The organism is Subdoligranulum variabile (genome assembly GCF_025152575.1).
GTDB classification, from domain to species: Bacteria; Bacillota; Clostridia; order Oscillospirales; family Ruminococcaceae; genus Gemmiger; species Gemmiger variabilis.
This window is the reverse complement of sequence record NZ_CP102293.1, coordinates 215557-230374: the sequence shown is the minus strand read 5'-3', so window position 1 is coordinate 230374 and position 14818 is coordinate 215557. Positions and strand designations below refer to the sequence as shown.

Genomic DNA, 14818 nt, shown 5'->3' with positions numbered 1-14818 from the left:
AGTTGGATAGAGCGACCGCCTCCTAAGCGGCAGTTCGTTCGAATCCTGTTGAGCCCGAAAATTGAATATTTGTTGTATAAGCCCCCGTACCTCACCGGGATAGAGGGTCCGCCTCCTAAGCGGAATGTAGTGAGTTCGAGTCTCGCCGGGGGTGCCAAAACAACCGCTGTAAGCCGTTTTTCGCTGGTTTGCAGCGGTTTTTGTTTTAAGCAAAAAGCGTATAGCAAAGGGAGAATTCCCATTCAATTTTGTTGTATGCTTGCTAATTGGATTTGAACGGTTTACACGCGCTTGCTAAGAAAAATCGAGTCCCTGCTAATTCGATTTTTCGGACTCATTTGCTGCCGGGTGTTGCCGAGAGCAGCGCCGCCAGAGTATTTGCCAGTTCCGGCGACTTGCGAAGCTGTTCCACCAGGGCCTCCAAATCCAATGCGGCGGGTGCCGGTTCCTTTTCTTCCTCTGGGGGACGAAGCGAACGCAAGTCGGGATTTGCGTAGAAGGCACTCTCAAACTTCTGGGCGTTGATCTTGCGGTCCTCGTCCAGAATATGAGCATACACGCTGGTAATCATGTCGATCTCTGCGTGTCCCGTATCGCCCTGAGTGGCCTTCAGGTCGCCATGGTTGAGTTTCAGCTTGTAGGTCGTGCTGGAATGTCGGAGGGAATGAAAAACGACTCTGGGCAGTCCGGCCTTCTCGCGCAGCTTTTCAAATTCCTTCAGGATGATACGATCCTCGCAAGGCCGACCATTGGGCAGTGCCACCACTAAATCGTAGTCCTGATACTCGTCACCGAGAAATCCCCGAAGTTCATCCTGGGAGGCTTTCCATTCTCGCAAAATGTAAGCTAGGGTCTTGGGAAGCCACACCTTGCGGATACTGGAATCGGTCTTTGGCTTTTTCAAGATGACTCTTGTGCTGGTGTTGGGAAATAAAGGCGTGAACACATGGTAGATGTCCTTTTGCCCCAACATCTCGATGGCCCGCTTGGAGGCCCGTGTCAGTTCCTTGTCGATGTAAACATAGGCGTTGTCAGCAGCAATTTCTTCATCGGAGATGTGGACGTTGCTCCAGGTCAGTCCCAGAATCTCGCCCATACGCAACGAGCAGGCAAAAGAGAGGTTCATAGCCACATAGAGTTTGCTGTCCGTACACTGATCTAAGGCGGTACGAATCATTCCCGCATCCCAAATGTCCCGCTTTTTATATTCGCTCTTCGGCAGGATAACATTGTCAAAAGGATTTTTGGCAATCAGCTCCCAGCGGACAGCTTGCTTAAAAGCACAACGCAGAAGTTTGATGATTTTCTCAATCGTTTGGTTCGTTACATATTGCGTTTTTGCTTTGTGCATCTTCGTGGAAACAGCGGGGGTTTTCTGCAAAGTCTGGATGTACTTGTCCACTACTCGCGGCGTGACCTCCTGGACCTTCAAATCTCCAATAATGGGGTTGATGTAGTTGGAGATCAGCGAGTTTTGGCTGTCGTACATGGATACGCCCCACCGCTTTTCACCATAGAGCGAAACAAAGTCCAAAAGGAACTCCGCAATGGTCTGATCGGTGGGCGGGAGAAAAGTTCTCGTGAACTGCTGGTTCTCTACCTCCGCCTTACGCTTCAATGCGTCTTGGTAAAAAAAGTAAAAAATACTTAAAGTGAACTCTTTTTAAAACGATTTTTGTTTTGCGAGCGAAACCGCTGTGGCAATCCTATCATCTTATTTATTCCTCCATCTTAAGCCAGTCCTCAAACGACTTTCTGGAAATGCGGATCGCATAACCGATGCGAATTGTTTTGAACTCTCCGGAGTTTACCAGTCGGTATGCGGTGGATTTTGCAATGCCAAGGATTGCGGCAATATCATCCACGGTGTAGGTTCTGTTGCTAGGCAGCTTCTTTTCCTGCGATGTACTCATAATTTTGCCTCCCATTTTTCGTAGGCATTTTGACTATGCCTATCTGATTTTCCTTGTGGCGAAGGGGCTTTCTGCCATCATCCGTGCTAAGAATTTGCTAATTTGACATTCTGAACAGGCCATAACGAGGCGGCATTTTACGGATTTTTGTGCAGATTGACCAGTGACCACACAATGTCATAACGAATCAAAAATAATGGGAAGTTATGATGGGTATATCGTACCAAAAGAAACGCCAAACTCCTAAGTCCAAGCTGTATTTCGCGTCTTTTCTATATGAGGCACATCGTGTCATTTCATTATGGGCGATGTTATCTGATTCAGCAAAATCGAGGTAATTATGCACAAAAGGTCGAAAAGGTCATGCAAAGAGGCTGTACTACATGAAATGAGATCAATCTCCTGATTCTTATAGACATAGAATATTTGTAAATTTTCGTGCGTTGTATTGTTTTCTTCGTGCAAATTGCGTATAATAAAAGTGCCAGTAGGAAGGAGATGATTCTATGGCCGGTTCTACTACCAATATTAGTATTCGTATGGATTCTGAACTGAAAGCACAGGCTGACGCACTGTTTGCCGAACTCGGCATGAACCTGTCCACCGCATTCAACATCTTTGTCCGGCAGTCTCTTCGGGAGGGCGGGATCCCTTTTGAGATCAATTTGAATCAACCCAACAAGGAAACGATTGCTGCCATGCTGGAGGCGGAAAGGATTGCAAAGGATCCGTCTGTAAAGGGGTACACCGATGTGGATGAGATGTTTGCGGATTTGAAGAAATGAGCCAGACAAAATATGTGGTCAAGTTCACCACGCAATTCCGAAAGGACTACAAGCTGGCGATGAAACGCGGCCTGAAAATTGAATTGCTGGAGCGGATCATTATGCTCTTGGCTGCGGGAGAGACATTGCCGAAGAAAAGCAAGGATCACGCACTTACCGGCAACTGGGTCGGACATCGAGAATGTCACATCCTACCCGATTGGCTCTTGGTCTATCGGGTTGAGGATGATGTTTTGGTACTAACCCTGACCCGTACAGGGACCCATAGTGATTTGTTTGGAAAGTAACTGATACGAAAGAGCCGTCGTAGTTTTGAGTCTACGGCGGCCCTTTGAATATTCAACGATTTGCTTTACAACTCCAACTTCTCCAGCCATTCGTCAAACGACTTTTTAGAGATCCGGATTGCCGTACCAATGCGCACGGTCTTGAAGTGACCTTCCTTTACCAGCGTATAGGCCGATGTGCGCCCAATGTTGAGCATGGCAGCCACATCTTCTACGGTGTAAGTGCGCGCTTCCGGCAGCGGACGCTTTTCATGATTTTCCATTGTTTAACCTCCATGATTTGCTCGGTCAACAAAGCTTGAAGTGAGAAGAGCCGCACCGCATCCAAGCTGATTCTTGCTAAGAATTTGCTAATAGGACGCCTTAAAAAGCGCGTCATGATGCGGCCTTTTGTGCAAGTTTCATCACAAAAACCTTGTACCCAGAGATATGTTTTGAAAGAGAAATAATGGGAAGTTACATCTGGTCCGTACATCACTGGTCACGCCAAACTCCTAAGCGGTAGGCCGGAGGTTCAAAATCCTCTCAGGGACGCCAAAAGGCACTGGTATAAGCCGTCTTGTGGTTTGTACCGGTGCCTTTGTTTTGGCACAGTGAAAAATTGGAATTAGTGGTGAAAATTGGTGTGAGTCCTAAACCAAGAATGTGGTGCGTCTACTTTAGTTTAAATAATACACTGTCGGCGTAAACAGCGGCAGAAAGCTAAAAATAGGATTCCGCTGAAAAGGTCTGGGTGCGGTTCACAGACCCCCTGGGGACTATAGGTTGGTAGGCACTGCATGGGAATGAAAACATTCTTTTGCAAGCCGCTACTTCATATTGACTTAAAAGGCGATTTAAGTCGGGCTGGTAGCAGTTAAATGGCAGTTTGCATCGAAAAATGGTTTAGAGAAAGGCGAGCAGAAGCGTCTTAGAGGCAAGCGATGATACGTGGACCTGCAACGGGAGCCTCTTGCGTAGTTTCCACCCAAAAGCAAGAAAGAACGAGCAGGAATATTGTTCATAGAGAAGGAGGAATGTCGGGAACGTGGATTGGACCAGGTGGACACAAATCTTTTGGTGGCGGATGAATGGCGGACAGAAAAGACAATTTGCCTGGCAGTGAGTTCTTCTTTGAAAAGCTATGGCATACCAGGCCGCCCGCGGCTGTTTGAAGTTGTGCAGCAAGTCAGGGAGCCAACAGAAAGCGTCTATGCCGAGTACCAGGGCAATGCCTGGAGGGAAAGTCCTGTTTTCTTACCGAGCTTAAAGCGTTTCCCGAACTGGCCATCGACTTTATCGTTGCGCCGCCGCGAATGGCGTTCTATATGCAGTACAGTGCGCGAATCTATAATATTTACCGCAAGTATATTGCGCCAGAGGATATTATTGTGTATTCTATCGACGAAGTGCTTATGGATGTAACGGAGTATCTCCATACATATCATATGTCAGCGCAAGAACTGGCAAGGGAGATAATCGTGGATGTTCTGAATACCACTGGTATCACGGCGGCGGCCGGCATCGGTACGAATCTTTTTTGTGTAAAGTGGCGATGGATATCGTGGCCAAGCATATCCCGGCGGACAAAAACGGGGGCGGATCGCCGAACTGGACGAGATGCGTTTCCGCGAAGAACTTTGGTCACATCGGCCAGTGACGGATTTTTGGCGTGTGGGTAGAGGGTATGCGAAAAAGCTGGAAGCCTATGGTATGTTTACGTCGGGCGACGTGGACCGGTGCACGGTCAACAATGAAGATTTGTTGTACAAACTATTCGGGAAAAACGCTGTCCTAAGAGGGATGGATATGGAAGAGGGCACGACGGCTAAGGCGCGCAACACGCAGATGGGAGGGCACCGAGCATGACGGGAGCATATGAAGATATCATCTATCTGCAGCATCATGTTTCATCCAAGCGGCCGCAGATGCCAATGTGGGAACGTGCGGCCCAGTTTTCGCCTTTTGCGGCACTTACCGGCTATGATGACGCCATTCGGGAGACCGGGCGTTTAACGGAACGAAAATTGAATTGGACGAAGAAGAACAGAAAAGGCGGGACGGGATGATTCACCTTTTGCAGGAGCGTTTGAACGCGCAGCCAAAGATTTGTTTTATCTATTTTAAGCCCGACGAACAGAAAACAGGTGGGGCATATCGAACGGTGTCAGGTGTTGTCAGGAAGATCAGAATGGATGAACGGGAAATCGTCATGCAGGATGCTACCATCATTCCGGTGGATGATATTTTAGAGATGAAGGGGACGCTGTTTTTATCGCTGGAATAGCAGGTTTTCCGGGAAGAGAAAAGGGAAGAGAGCAGCGTTTTGCGCCAAGTAGAATATTGCAATGACGCCCTGAATAGTGCGCTGGCCGATGCCCCTTGTGATGAAAAATATGCCAACGGAGGAAAGAAAAGCCTCTGTTTATTTTACAGGAAACGAGAAGGTCATAACCAGACAGCCGACGTTGCAGAAAAGATATGCGTAAGGAATTCGCCAAAAGAAGAATGGATAATAACATAGATACGTTGATTTTTCGGAGATCTATAAATATTTTGAAAAAACCTGAAAAAAATTCAAAAAAAGGCTTGCATTTTCCCTTTTGGTTTGCTATAATAATCGAGCACTCGGAACTGCGGTGCACGAAACAAAATAAGGGAGCTTTCCCGAGTGGCCAATGGGGACAGACTGTAAATCTGCTGCTTAATGCTTCGGTGGTTCGAATCCACCAGCTCCCACCAAAAAAGACCTCGTAGAATCGATATTCTACGGGGCTTTTTTTGTTTAGGGACCCCGTTTAGGACCCCACTTTCGGTGGTTGTCAATTATCAAGATACCTCCCTAGAATTTGGTCCACCTCTCCGGCAATGCGGGTATCGTCATCGCACAGTTTATGCGCATACACGCCCCTTGTATCCATACTGGCAGACTGACCACATAATCTTCGTAGATCTCCCTCCGGCAGATTCTGCGCCAAAGAGATAAAGGTGTGGCGCATTTCATAGCAGCTGATGGCTGTGATGCCATTAGAGCGTGCATAGGACTTCCATTGATGATACCGGCTCTATTGATTCATAGCAGGAAACAAAGGGCTGTCCGGGGCTGTAGGCATCCCGCTGGCGTGAAGTAGCTCCAGTTGTTGCTCAACAATCCGGCGGGTAAACGAATTCAACCCAAAGGTTCGCCTGGCGTTCTGATTTTTCCCGCTGGTTGTTTCTCCATACCTGTTGATTGCCTGCTGAACATGAAGTTTGTCTCCTTGGATATCCCCAATGCGCAACCCCATCAATTCGCCTGGACGCAGCCCTGTGACTACCGCAAAACGATAGGAGTAAATCTGCTCGTCGAACACACGTTTACCGCGCACCAACCGGGTATCCACATGAAACAGCGTCCGCAGCTCATTGGGTTGTAAGATTTCTTTTTCAACCTTCTGTGCGCTGGTGCGCACCTCCAAGCCTTCCAGTACCAGATCGGTATAACCATTGATACGGCACCATTTTACAAATTGCTGTTCTATGTTGCGCAATCCGCGCAGGGTTTTCAGGCTGAGCGGCCCTTTCGAAGGACGATGCGTATCTTGTCGCAGGCAACCTTTCTGCGCGGAAAGATTGAGCACTCTTTGCAGGTGACCCTCATTCAAGCGAGAGATTCGTAAGTTTCCGCAGACAGGTAGTATGTAATTGCGGCCAAACTTCCGCGCCTGATCAACAGTGCTGGTTCCCACCTGCTTTTCTTCCACCAGATAGCGGAGAAAGCACTCCCACAGTTCTGCGACAGATGGATCGCTATTTTCGTGAAGAACTCCCTTTTTCCAACTATCAGCCTTACGTTCAGCATCCTTTTTGTAGACCTGGCGTGAAACTATAAAAGGTCCTTCTCTCCCCGTCGCGCTGCCCATTAACGCGCCACCGTTTTCTGTTTTTCTCCCAATGTGCTTCTGCTTTTTTAAGGCCCATTCTATTTTCCTTCCTTTATGCGCTATGCCCGCGTTGCGCGGAGGGATAATTTTCAGAAGCAAAGAAAAAGCGATAATATTCGCTTTCCGGAATATCCAGCAGCTTAGCAATCCGGGTAATTTCGTCTACCCGAAAATAGCTGCGTCCTGCCATTCGGTCAGTCATGGTTGCGTCAGCAATTCCGGCCACCTCTGCCAATTCACTTTGATTGATATTTTTGCGGATCATGCAACAGCGCAATTCTGCAAAAGTCATTTTTGCTTTCATAAAGTACCTCCCTTTCTTGGATTATCCAAAATGTTAATCTTGTATTTTGATTATAAGTCACTTATTCGATAATGTAAAAACACGCAATTATCAAAAATGTAAATCTTCTATTGCCAACTATGAATAAATCTATTACGATACAAGAAAAGCACACAGAAGGAGAGAATTCCTGTGACAACCGGTGAAAAAATCCGCTTTATCCGCACGTTTCGTGGTATGACCCAAAAAGCGTTGGGCGAAGCCCTGGAGCTGAAGGGCGATTGTCAGGCACGGATTGCTCAGTATGAAATGGGCTTTCGAACGCCAAAAAGAGATGTGCTTGAAAAAATGGCACAGGTGTTGGATGTGTGTATCTACGCGCTAGATACCGAACCAGAAGGCTTCTTTACGCAGCTTATAGAATTACTTTTTTGGGCTGATACAGAGGACCCTCATCTTATGTCACTCTCTACAGCACATCCCGATGGCGAGCCATATAACTCCATTCAGGCGTTCAAAATTGAATACAGTGATAACGATAACTGGCTGTTGCATGATCCCACTATGTTATGGTTTCAAAACACATTCATGGATGATTACCTGAAGGAATGGGAAGTACGCAAAAGAGAATTGCGAGAGAAAACGATCACCCTGGAAGAATATACCGAGTGGAAACTCCAGTGGCCATATTCCTGTAATGGTTGCGGGAAATATAAAACTCAGAAGCAATGGCGAGTTTTGCGGAAAGACACTTCGAATAAAGAGAATAGATAAACACAGCAGTTTTCAATCTGCTTTTACGTTAAAGCAGCGAGACAGACGCCTCCCTTAAAGAAGGTCTATCTCGCTGTTTTGATTTAATAATTCAATTGCAGCAAGAGCTCAATGAAAGCCTAACGAATAATAAAAACGATGTATTATCACGTCAAGCCATGCTGAAAAGTGCCCCCAACAGCGGAGCGACGGCCAGCATTACAAAAGAAAATACAAGGGACGAAACAGAAACCAGCGTTGCCCTTCTAGAGGAAGGGATCATTTCGTTCAGTATAACATCGCTGCACACGTCCATCAGATCATCCAGTGTCCCTGCCAGAAATCCACCAGCCAGCACCGCAGGGAGCCAAGATGTGGCGGCCAGAAGCGTTCCTGTGAGAACGCCGGTACCACACAGCACTACAACCAAACGGTACCGCAGCCGACCTGTAAGGCGGGCAATTTGCAGCCCCAGAGTGCCGCTCAGTCCCAGCAGAAACAGCACTGGGCCCAACAAGCCATCAGGAATTCCCATAACCGGCAGCCGCGCTTGCAACAGATAGAGCAGCATAGTTGCCACAGATCCTACCAAAGCGTTGCCTAACATCAGCTGCAGGACCTTTGGGCTATGGACAACAAACCCAACGCTTTCCTTTACAGCAGCACAGATGCGCTGCATTATATCGCTGTCAGAGACCTCGCCGTTTTGAGATTCCTGTAGCTGTATGGCTGGCCACAACCCCAACAATGCCAGGGTCTAATCCACGCCGTAGGCGGCACGCGGGCCGATCCACAGTGCGGCTCCAGTGCACAGCGTGGACAATGCCGTCCCGATTCTCCATATAGTTGTGTCATTGACGGCAAACCGTTCATAGGCGCTCTGTTGACCGCATTGTTTCAGGCTCTCATAGGCAAGTGCTTCTCGTGCTCCGGAAGCAAAATTATACCCCAACGCACTGAGTGCCATCGCTATACAGACACCCCCTATAGAGCCGGAAAGCATCATGGCAACGGAGGCCATTGCGGACATACATTGGCTGGCGATCATACAGCGTTTGCGTCCGAATACGTCGGCAATCACGCCGGATGGAACTTCAAATAAAAGACTTGTGAGGTGAAAGACCGCCTCTGCCAATCCGATCTGGGTCAAGGAAAACCCCCTCGCTGCCAGTAGCGCTGCCCAGCAGGAGCCTGCAAACTGGAGGCTTCCCAGTGCTGTTATGGAGTAGATGAGGCAAATCTGCCGTTTAATAGTAAACATAAAAAATCTCCTTTTCTCACAGGTGTCTGCAAGTAAAAGGAGATAGTGCACAACTTTTTACGTCCAACAGCGCATCAACGTGCCATTTTGACCTTCCAAAAGGGCGCACTATCCCCATGAAAGGCCAAAACATTGCCTTTTTTCAGTTGGATCTTAGAAAATCTCCAAGCCATTTGTGCGCCCTCCTTTCTTTTCGGACTGTGTCAGTATATCATTTTCCCGACTTTTGTGTCAACAACAGACTCCGGAACCCAGCCCCTTTTCTATAAGTGCACATTACATATTTTTTCCGCCGCTTAATGGAATAACCGAAGGGTTTCAGGGGAAGATTTCCCTGACAAGTGGCATTTTGCCGGCGTGTGCCAGCATGATGCCGTGCTTGCCAATTTTTTACCTCACTCTATTACCAGCTGAAAAAGAGAGCGCCCTCTGCAGAGAAAACACTGGCAAACCAGAAGTTCAAAATGGCCATTCACATCTTCCTTTTCAGCAAGTAGATATTTTGCTAATCTCTATACTTACTAACCTCCCATATTTAGTTGCGTTGGATTCTCCAGAATTGGAAAATCCAATCATGGGGTTTCCAATTCTTGGGAAATCTCTTTCTGTGGCACCTCAAAGATTTGGTAATCACAGTCGACGATTCGTCCTTTGGCATCTCGAACCTTTACACGGACCAGATACCCGTGCCGCATCAATTCATTCAGGCCGCTACGCATACTGTCGACACCGTCAGTGCTGAAACGGGCCAGACCGCGCAAGCTATAATCCCAGTTGTCCGGATTGGAAAGCATATAGGACAGCAGTCCTTTTGCTTTCAGAGACAAACTGGCCTCCCGCGGATGGACGTTGCTCATAACAGTAAAGTTGCTGCGCTTAGGCACACGAAAAACAGACATAAAACGCTCTCCTGTCGGGTTACTTATGGCGGGTATTGGGGTCCCGTTTTCGGGACCCTGTTCGCCTAAAACGTGTCAAAACTCAGCGGAACAAGCCGAATCATTCCGGCAAATTGCAGGAATGGTACGGCCAAAACAATGCGGCCATTTTGTGAAACATGATTTTCGGCCGTTCGGATCCACCAGCTCCCACCAAAAAAGACCTTGTAGAATCGATATTCTACGGTTTAACTATTAAATAAGAGGACGGTGCTGCTTCAGCAGCACCGTCCTCTTTGTAAGTCTGTATTTTCCGGGGCAGAAGGATTCAGCAGCAGAATACACCGCCGCGTCCGCCGCAACAACACCAGCTGCACAGATTGCAGACCAGCAGATACATCCAGAACGAAAGGCAAAAACGTCCGGGATTTCCGCTGGGCTGTGCATAGGGCTGCTGGTAGCTGGCATAGGATTGCCCGGGGCTTTGCAGCTGGTCCAGCAGATTCTGGTAGGCGTAGTTGTTGGGTTCCATGGATACAGCCGTGCGGGCTTCCTCCCGCGCACGGATATTGTTGCCCAGCCCCTGGTTGGCCAGTGCACAGTAGTAATGCCATTGTGCATTGCGCTCGTTGGTTGCAATGCCGTTCAGGGTGTTCATCGCTTCAGTGTAAAAACCGTTGCGGATATAATTGGCTGCGGCGCGAAGTTCGGGGCTTTCCTGGCCGGTGGTATAGGTCTGCCGGCTGCCGGATGTGCCATAAAATCCGAACCCGAAAGGCCCGAAGCCGAATCCGCCGAAAGGATCGTCCTGATAAGAATTGCCATAGCCGCCCTGACTGTAGCCGTAAGGATTGCCGGAACTCTGACGCTGCTGCTGGTAACCCTGATAGCCCGCCTGACCACCGTTTTGTTTGCGGCGCATGATTTCGCTGTATGCGGCCTGCACTTCCTTGAACTTTTCCTCGGCGGAGGGATCGTTGGGGTGTAAGTCCGGGTGATACTGCTTGCATTTCTGGCGGTAGGCTTTCTTGATGGTCTCGTCGTCGGCACCGGGGGCGATGCCCAATACGCTGTATGGATCAGTCATGCGGATGCTGCCCCTCTCTGTGCTTTCTGACCAGCGCGTATTTGCTCCACACGCCGGAATATAAAGTGTTGTACAATAGTTTCCCCTCCGGAGTATCCTGCAAAATGGGAAGCAGAGAGAACTGCTGCGCACACAGTCCCATCTGCTGCGTCAGCAGTTCATGGCACTGCTCTTCGTATTCGGCGGGGGATAGCTGATCCGCCAGATGCGAAAGTGCGTTGAAACGCCCCTTCCGGCGATCTTTTTCCAGATCGTCATAGGCGTCCATCAGGTAGATAAAACCGCCCAATCCGCGGCCCATGGCCTCCAAGGTGGGAGCCCAGACGTCGTCACGGCAGGCAAAAACGGCACCCAGCAAGGTGCCGAATGCATTGCACAAGGCGTCAAGGTCGTGGGAACCGGCTTCCTCCAGAAGATTCAGCGCCGCCAGCTGTTCGGTGATCACGCCATATTGACGGGGCCACTGTCCCTGAATGGCGGGCAGATAGCCTTCCAGCTTCTGGGCCTGCCGCAGACTGGCATGCCGATGATCGTCCTGCCAGTCATCCAGAAAATTATAATAGGCGAGCGCGACGGTCATATCGGCGGCATAGTCCTGAAAAGCATTGTCGGCTCTCGGACGTGGTTTGATAGGATGCGGCGCGCAGCGCCCGGTCCCAAAACGGGTGGCGGGTTCATACAATGCGCTCAGCAGGATCGCCACAAAGGCCATATCGTAGCTCAGGGTGAGCCGTCCGGGCAAGCCATACTTGCGGCCCAGTGCCTGACAGAGCCCACAGTAGTAAGCCTGGTAGCGGTCAAGGTCCTCTTTTGCCAATCCCTTTCGATAGATGGTAACATATCCAAACATCGGCCGTCAACTCTTTTTGATGAACTGGGTAGAGCATTTGGGACAGGTGATCGAGATTTTTCCGCGCCCGCGAGGCACACGCAGCTGCTGACCGCAGTGCGGACACCGGTAATAATGGTATTGTTTGCGTTGCTGAAAGCGAGTCTTTCGGGTGGAGAACCAACCGGTCACCTTGCTTTCCAGGGAAAGATACTGGAGGTTCTCCTGATAGCGCTTTTGGATGTTGCGGCTCAGAATACGGAAGTAGCAGTAAATAAGAAGCAGAAGTCCCAGCCAGTACAGAACGGAGCTGAAGAGGGCTCCGAGCACAATCAGTATCAGCGAACAGCTGGACAGAAACCCGCTGAAACGGTCAAAACCGTAGCGGCCGGACATAAAGCGCTGCAACCAGGCTTTCATGGAAAAAACCACCTTTTCGGGCACAGCCCGTATATTCGCCTTTCATTATGGCATGAAATTGTTGGCAAATCGTGAACAGGAGCCAAAAAGAATTTGAACAAATCTGAAGGGCAGAAAGAATCCGGAACTTTCGCAAAGCTGCAAAAAAGCGCCCGAACATTATGCTTGTACCAGTTTCACAACACATTCTACATGGCGGGTGCGGGGAAAGAGGTCCACAGGCTGCACTTCCATCGCCCGATAGCCGTGCTCTGTCAGCCAGCGAGTGTCCCGGGCGGCGGTGGCAGCATTGCAGCTTACCATGACTAGCGTGCGGGGCGCCATCTGCACAATCGCCTGCAAGGTGGCCGGGTCACAGCCTTTGCGGGGCGGATCCACGACGATGACATCGGGATGGGCGCCCTCAGCGGCAAGCTGGGCCGCCGCCGCGCCGGCATCCTGACAGCGGAAATCTGCCCTTTGTGGCGACAGACCAAGGCGGGCCGCGGTGGCTTTGGCGCCTTCCACCGCCTGGGGGACAATCTCCACACCCAGCAAGCGGCGGCAGTCCGGCAGCATGGAAAGCCCGATGGTACCCATGCCGCAGTACAGGTCCAGCAGGAAATCCTCCGGCTGCAGAGCTGCATAGGTACGGGCTTGAGCATACAGAACTTCGGCTGCAGGGGTGTTCACCTGATAAAATTCGTGCACCCCCATACGCAGGGAAACTCCGGCCAAGGTATCCTCGATAACGCCTGGCCCCAAAACCGTGTGAGTGTGGGGGCCAAGGATCACGTTGGTGCGGGCAGTGTTTTCATTGACGAGGACTGTTGTCAGGTCAAATTCACGTTGCAGTTCTTCGCATATACGCTGCTCGTCGGGAAGGGCGCGGCCGTTGAGAATAAAACACAAAAGGCGCTGGCCGCTGTGCCACCCCTGGCGCAAGAACAAATGGCGTACCAGGCCGGTATGACTTTCCTCGTCATAAGAGGTCGCGCCTGCTTTCTCCAGCAGTTCACAGGCGCGTGCCGCCAGGCGGTTCATCCACTCCGGCTGCAGTTTACAGTCGGGGCAGGCAATGATCCGGTGGCTTCGCCCGGCAAAAAAGCCGGTGGTCAGGTGTCCGTTCTCATCGGTGCCTACCGGCAGCTGTACCTTGTTGCGGTACCGATTGATGTCGGGGGCACCCAACACCGGGTGTACCGGTAAATCCAATTTGCCCAGCCGGGCAAAGGCGTCCTGCACAAAACAGGTTTTGGCCCGGCATTCGGCTTGGTAAGAAATATGCCGCAGACCGCACCCTCCGCAAGGGCCCGCTACGGGGCAATCAGGGATAATACGGTCGGGACCGGACGCTCTCAGCGATTCCAGCCGTCCGAATGCGTAGGTCTTCATCGGCTTCACGATGCGAACCTTGACGGTGTCACCGGGGGCGGTGCCCGGTACAAATATGGCCTGTCCGTCGCTGTGGGCCACGCCGTTTCCATCGCTGGAAAGCGACTCAATCTCCAGTGTCAGGATCTGATTTTTGGTAAATGCCATGTATACTCCTTATTTGTCCGGCAGTTTGCTCTGCTCCTTTTCCAGTGTGGCAAGGTATTTGCTCGGCGGTACGCCTTTGACCTTTTTGAAGACGCGGGAAAAATAAAACTGGTCAAAGAATCCCACCGAAACGGCGATTTCGGCAATGGAAAGGTTTGAATTTTTCAAAAGGCTGCAGGCTTCGCTGATGCGGTAGTTGGTCAGATAGTCGATGGGGCTTTGCCCTACGTTGGCCATGAAGACGCGGTAGAGGTGGCTCCGGCTGACGCCGACTGCCTTGGCAATATCGTCCACCGAGATATCGTGGGAATAGTTGAACTGAATATATTTGATGGCGGAAAGTACGTACTGACTGCTGGAGGATCCTACATTGGGCATGGCGTCCCGGGCTTCCTTCATCAGGTGCGCCATGAAGATATAGAGGTAACCGGTCATCAGCGCTTCACACTGGGGTTCCGGCCCGCGGGAGAGATAAATGTTATACAGGGCTTCCCGCACGGCCTGGGGGTCCTTGCAGTGATGGACGGGGTGCAGATCGCTGAAAGGTGTCTGCTGCACCAGCTTGTTGGCACAGGCTCCGTTGAAGCCCACCCAGTAATACTCCCATGGATCGGTTTCGTCTGCCGCGTAGGTGATCAGCTGGTTGGGTTTGGCCAGGAACAGATCCCCCTCCTGCAGTGTGTGGGAGACACCGCCCACCTGATAGACGCCTTTTCCCGCTACCACCAGATGAATCAGATAGTGGTCACGCACGCCGGGGCCCCAGGTGTGGCCGGGAACACAGTATTCATGCCCGCAGTTGAAGATGGACAATTCGACATTGTCGGTATAACTCTGCTTGTAGGACTGCTTGCTCAGATTGGTCATGATTCACACCTCGTTCGTCGCCGCTGCCAAAG

The 14818-nt window shown here is 50.4% G+C and carries 17 protein-coding genes, 2 tRNA genes and 1 pseudogene; 7 read left to right on the top strand and 13 right to left on the bottom strand.

Translation table 11 applies throughout. The features are described from left to right. The first annotated feature begins 80 nt into the window (after positions 1 to 80). Positions 81 to 157: transfer RNA gene (locus NQ490_RS01110), tRNA-Arg, on the top strand. Positions 158 to 334: 177 nt separating this feature from the next. Here the strand turns inward: NQ490_RS01110 and NQ490_RS01105 are convergent. Both NQ490_RS01105 and NQ490_RS01100 read right to left on the bottom strand, forming a co-directional pair. Further along, positions 335 to 1534: a site-specific integrase gene (locus NQ490_RS01105; protein ID WP_242654987.1), complete on the bottom strand. Its 1200-nt coding sequence runs from the start codon at positions 1532 to 1534 to the stop codon at positions 335 to 337. Positions 1535 to 1718: 184 nt separating this feature from the next. After that, positions 1719 to 1913 carry a helix-turn-helix domain-containing protein gene (locus NQ490_RS01100; RefSeq protein WP_040918082.1) on the bottom strand — a complete coding sequence of 65 codons (195 nt, stop codon included), beginning with the start codon at positions 1911 to 1913 and terminating at the stop codon, positions 1719 to 1721. A gap of 506 nt (positions 1914 to 2419) precedes the next feature. Here NQ490_RS01100 and NQ490_RS01095 point away from each other — a divergent pair. Further along, a complete protein-coding gene (locus NQ490_RS01095) occupies positions 2420 to 2698 on the top strand; it encodes a type II toxin-antitoxin system RelB/DinJ family antitoxin (protein ID WP_040917696.1) in 279 nt (92 codons plus the stop codon). After that, entirely contained in the window at positions 2695 to 2985 is a 291-nt protein-coding gene (locus NQ490_RS01090) for a type II toxin-antitoxin system YafQ family toxin (RefSeq protein ID WP_007046955.1), read from the top strand. The genes NQ490_RS01095 and NQ490_RS01090 overlap by 4 nt, the downstream gene beginning before the upstream one ends. Before the next feature lie 65 nt (positions 2986 to 3050). On the opposite strand, the gene NQ490_RS01085 is transcribed toward NQ490_RS01090, so the two are convergent. Then, positions 3051 to 3248 (bottom strand): helix-turn-helix domain-containing protein, encoded by a 198-nt coding sequence (locus NQ490_RS01085; RefSeq protein ID WP_007046954.1) that lies wholly within the window; start codon positions 3246 to 3248, stop codon positions 3051 to 3053. Between the two features lie 730 nt (positions 3249 to 3978). On the opposite strand from NQ490_RS01085, the pseudogene NQ490_RS01080 reads away from it, so the two are divergent. The 3 genes and pseudogenes from NQ490_RS01080 to NQ490_RS01070 all read left to right on the top strand — a co-directional run. Then, positions 3979 to 4761: pseudogene (locus NQ490_RS01080) on the top strand (Y-family DNA polymerase); the annotation flags it as partial. A gap of 68 nt (positions 4762 to 4829) precedes the next feature. Further along, positions 4830 to 5033 (top strand): hypothetical protein, encoded by a 204-nt coding sequence (locus tag NQ490_RS15390; RefSeq protein WP_007046950.1) that lies wholly within the window; start codon positions 4830 to 4832, stop codon positions 5031 to 5033. A 588-nt stretch (positions 5034 to 5621) separates the two neighbouring features. Then, positions 5622 to 5706 (top strand) — tRNA-Tyr (locus tag NQ490_RS01070). A 323-nt stretch (positions 5707 to 6029) separates the two neighbouring features. On the opposite strand, the gene NQ490_RS01065 is transcribed toward NQ490_RS01070, so the two are convergent. Both NQ490_RS01065 and NQ490_RS01060 read right to left on the bottom strand, forming a co-directional pair. After that, complete coding sequence (locus NQ490_RS01065; RefSeq protein ID WP_040917694.1) at positions 6030 to 6866, bottom strand: site-specific integrase; 837 nt, start codon at positions 6864 to 6866, stop codon at positions 6030 to 6032. Positions 6867 to 6939: 73 nt separating this feature from the next. Beyond that, a complete protein-coding gene (locus NQ490_RS01060; RefSeq protein ID WP_040917692.1) occupies positions 6940 to 7191 on the bottom strand; it encodes a helix-turn-helix domain-containing protein in 252 nt (83 codons plus the stop codon). 171 nt (positions 7192 to 7362) lie between these two features. Here NQ490_RS01060 and NQ490_RS01055 point away from each other — a divergent pair, with 171 nt between their 5' ends. After that, positions 7363 to 7944 (top strand): helix-turn-helix domain-containing protein, encoded by a 582-nt coding sequence (locus tag NQ490_RS01055; protein ID WP_040917689.1) that lies wholly within the window; start codon positions 7363 to 7365, stop codon positions 7942 to 7944. A gap of 151 nt (positions 7945 to 8095) precedes the next feature. Here the strand turns inward: NQ490_RS01055 and NQ490_RS01050 are convergent, their stop codons facing one another. The 8 genes from NQ490_RS01050 to NQ490_RS01015 all read right to left on the bottom strand — a co-directional run bounded on the left by NQ490_RS01050 (position 8096) and on the right by NQ490_RS01015 (position 14786). Next, positions 8096 to 8494: a hypothetical protein gene (locus NQ490_RS01050; RefSeq protein ID WP_147644672.1), complete on the bottom strand. Its 399-nt coding sequence runs from the start codon at positions 8492 to 8494 to the stop codon at positions 8096 to 8098. A gap of 186 nt (positions 8495 to 8680) precedes the next feature. Further along, positions 8681 to 9073: an MFS transporter gene (locus NQ490_RS01045; protein ID WP_320415298.1), complete on the bottom strand. Its 393-nt coding sequence runs from the start codon at positions 9071 to 9073 to the stop codon at positions 8681 to 8683. 683 nt (positions 9074 to 9756) lie between these two features. Then, positions 9757 to 10083: a helix-turn-helix domain-containing protein gene (locus NQ490_RS01040; RefSeq protein WP_050764694.1), complete on the bottom strand. Its 327-nt coding sequence runs from the start codon at positions 10081 to 10083 to the stop codon at positions 9757 to 9759. Positions 10084 to 10390: 307 nt separating this feature from the next. Beyond that, the gene (locus NQ490_RS01035; protein ID WP_007046940.1) at positions 10391 to 11149 is read right to left on the bottom strand and encodes a J domain-containing protein; all 759 of its coding nucleotides are present in this window, start codon (positions 11147 to 11149) and stop codon (positions 10391 to 10393) included. Further along, on the bottom strand, positions 11142 to 11999 hold the full coding sequence (locus NQ490_RS01030; protein WP_007046939.1) for a DUF5685 family protein: 858 nt from the start codon (positions 11997 to 11999) through the stop codon (positions 11142 to 11144). The genes NQ490_RS01035 and NQ490_RS01030 overlap by 8 nt, the downstream gene beginning before the upstream one ends. Before the next feature lie 6 nt (positions 12000 to 12005). Further along, a complete protein-coding gene (locus NQ490_RS01025; protein ID WP_040918080.1) occupies positions 12006 to 12398 on the bottom strand; it encodes a hypothetical protein in 393 nt (130 codons plus the stop codon). Positions 12399 to 12557: 159 nt separating this feature from the next. Further along, the gene (gene rlmD / locus NQ490_RS01020) at positions 12558 to 13919 is read right to left on the bottom strand and encodes a 23S rRNA (uracil(1939)-C(5))-methyltransferase RlmD (protein ID WP_007046937.1); all 1362 of its coding nucleotides are present in this window, start codon (positions 13917 to 13919) and stop codon (positions 12558 to 12560) included. A 9-nt stretch (positions 13920 to 13928) separates the two neighbouring features. Beyond that, positions 13929 to 14786: an AraC family transcriptional regulator gene (locus tag NQ490_RS01015; protein WP_007046936.1), complete on the bottom strand. Its 858-nt coding sequence runs from the start codon at positions 14784 to 14786 to the stop codon at positions 13929 to 13931. Between the last annotated feature and the right edge of the window lie 32 nt (positions 14787 to 14818).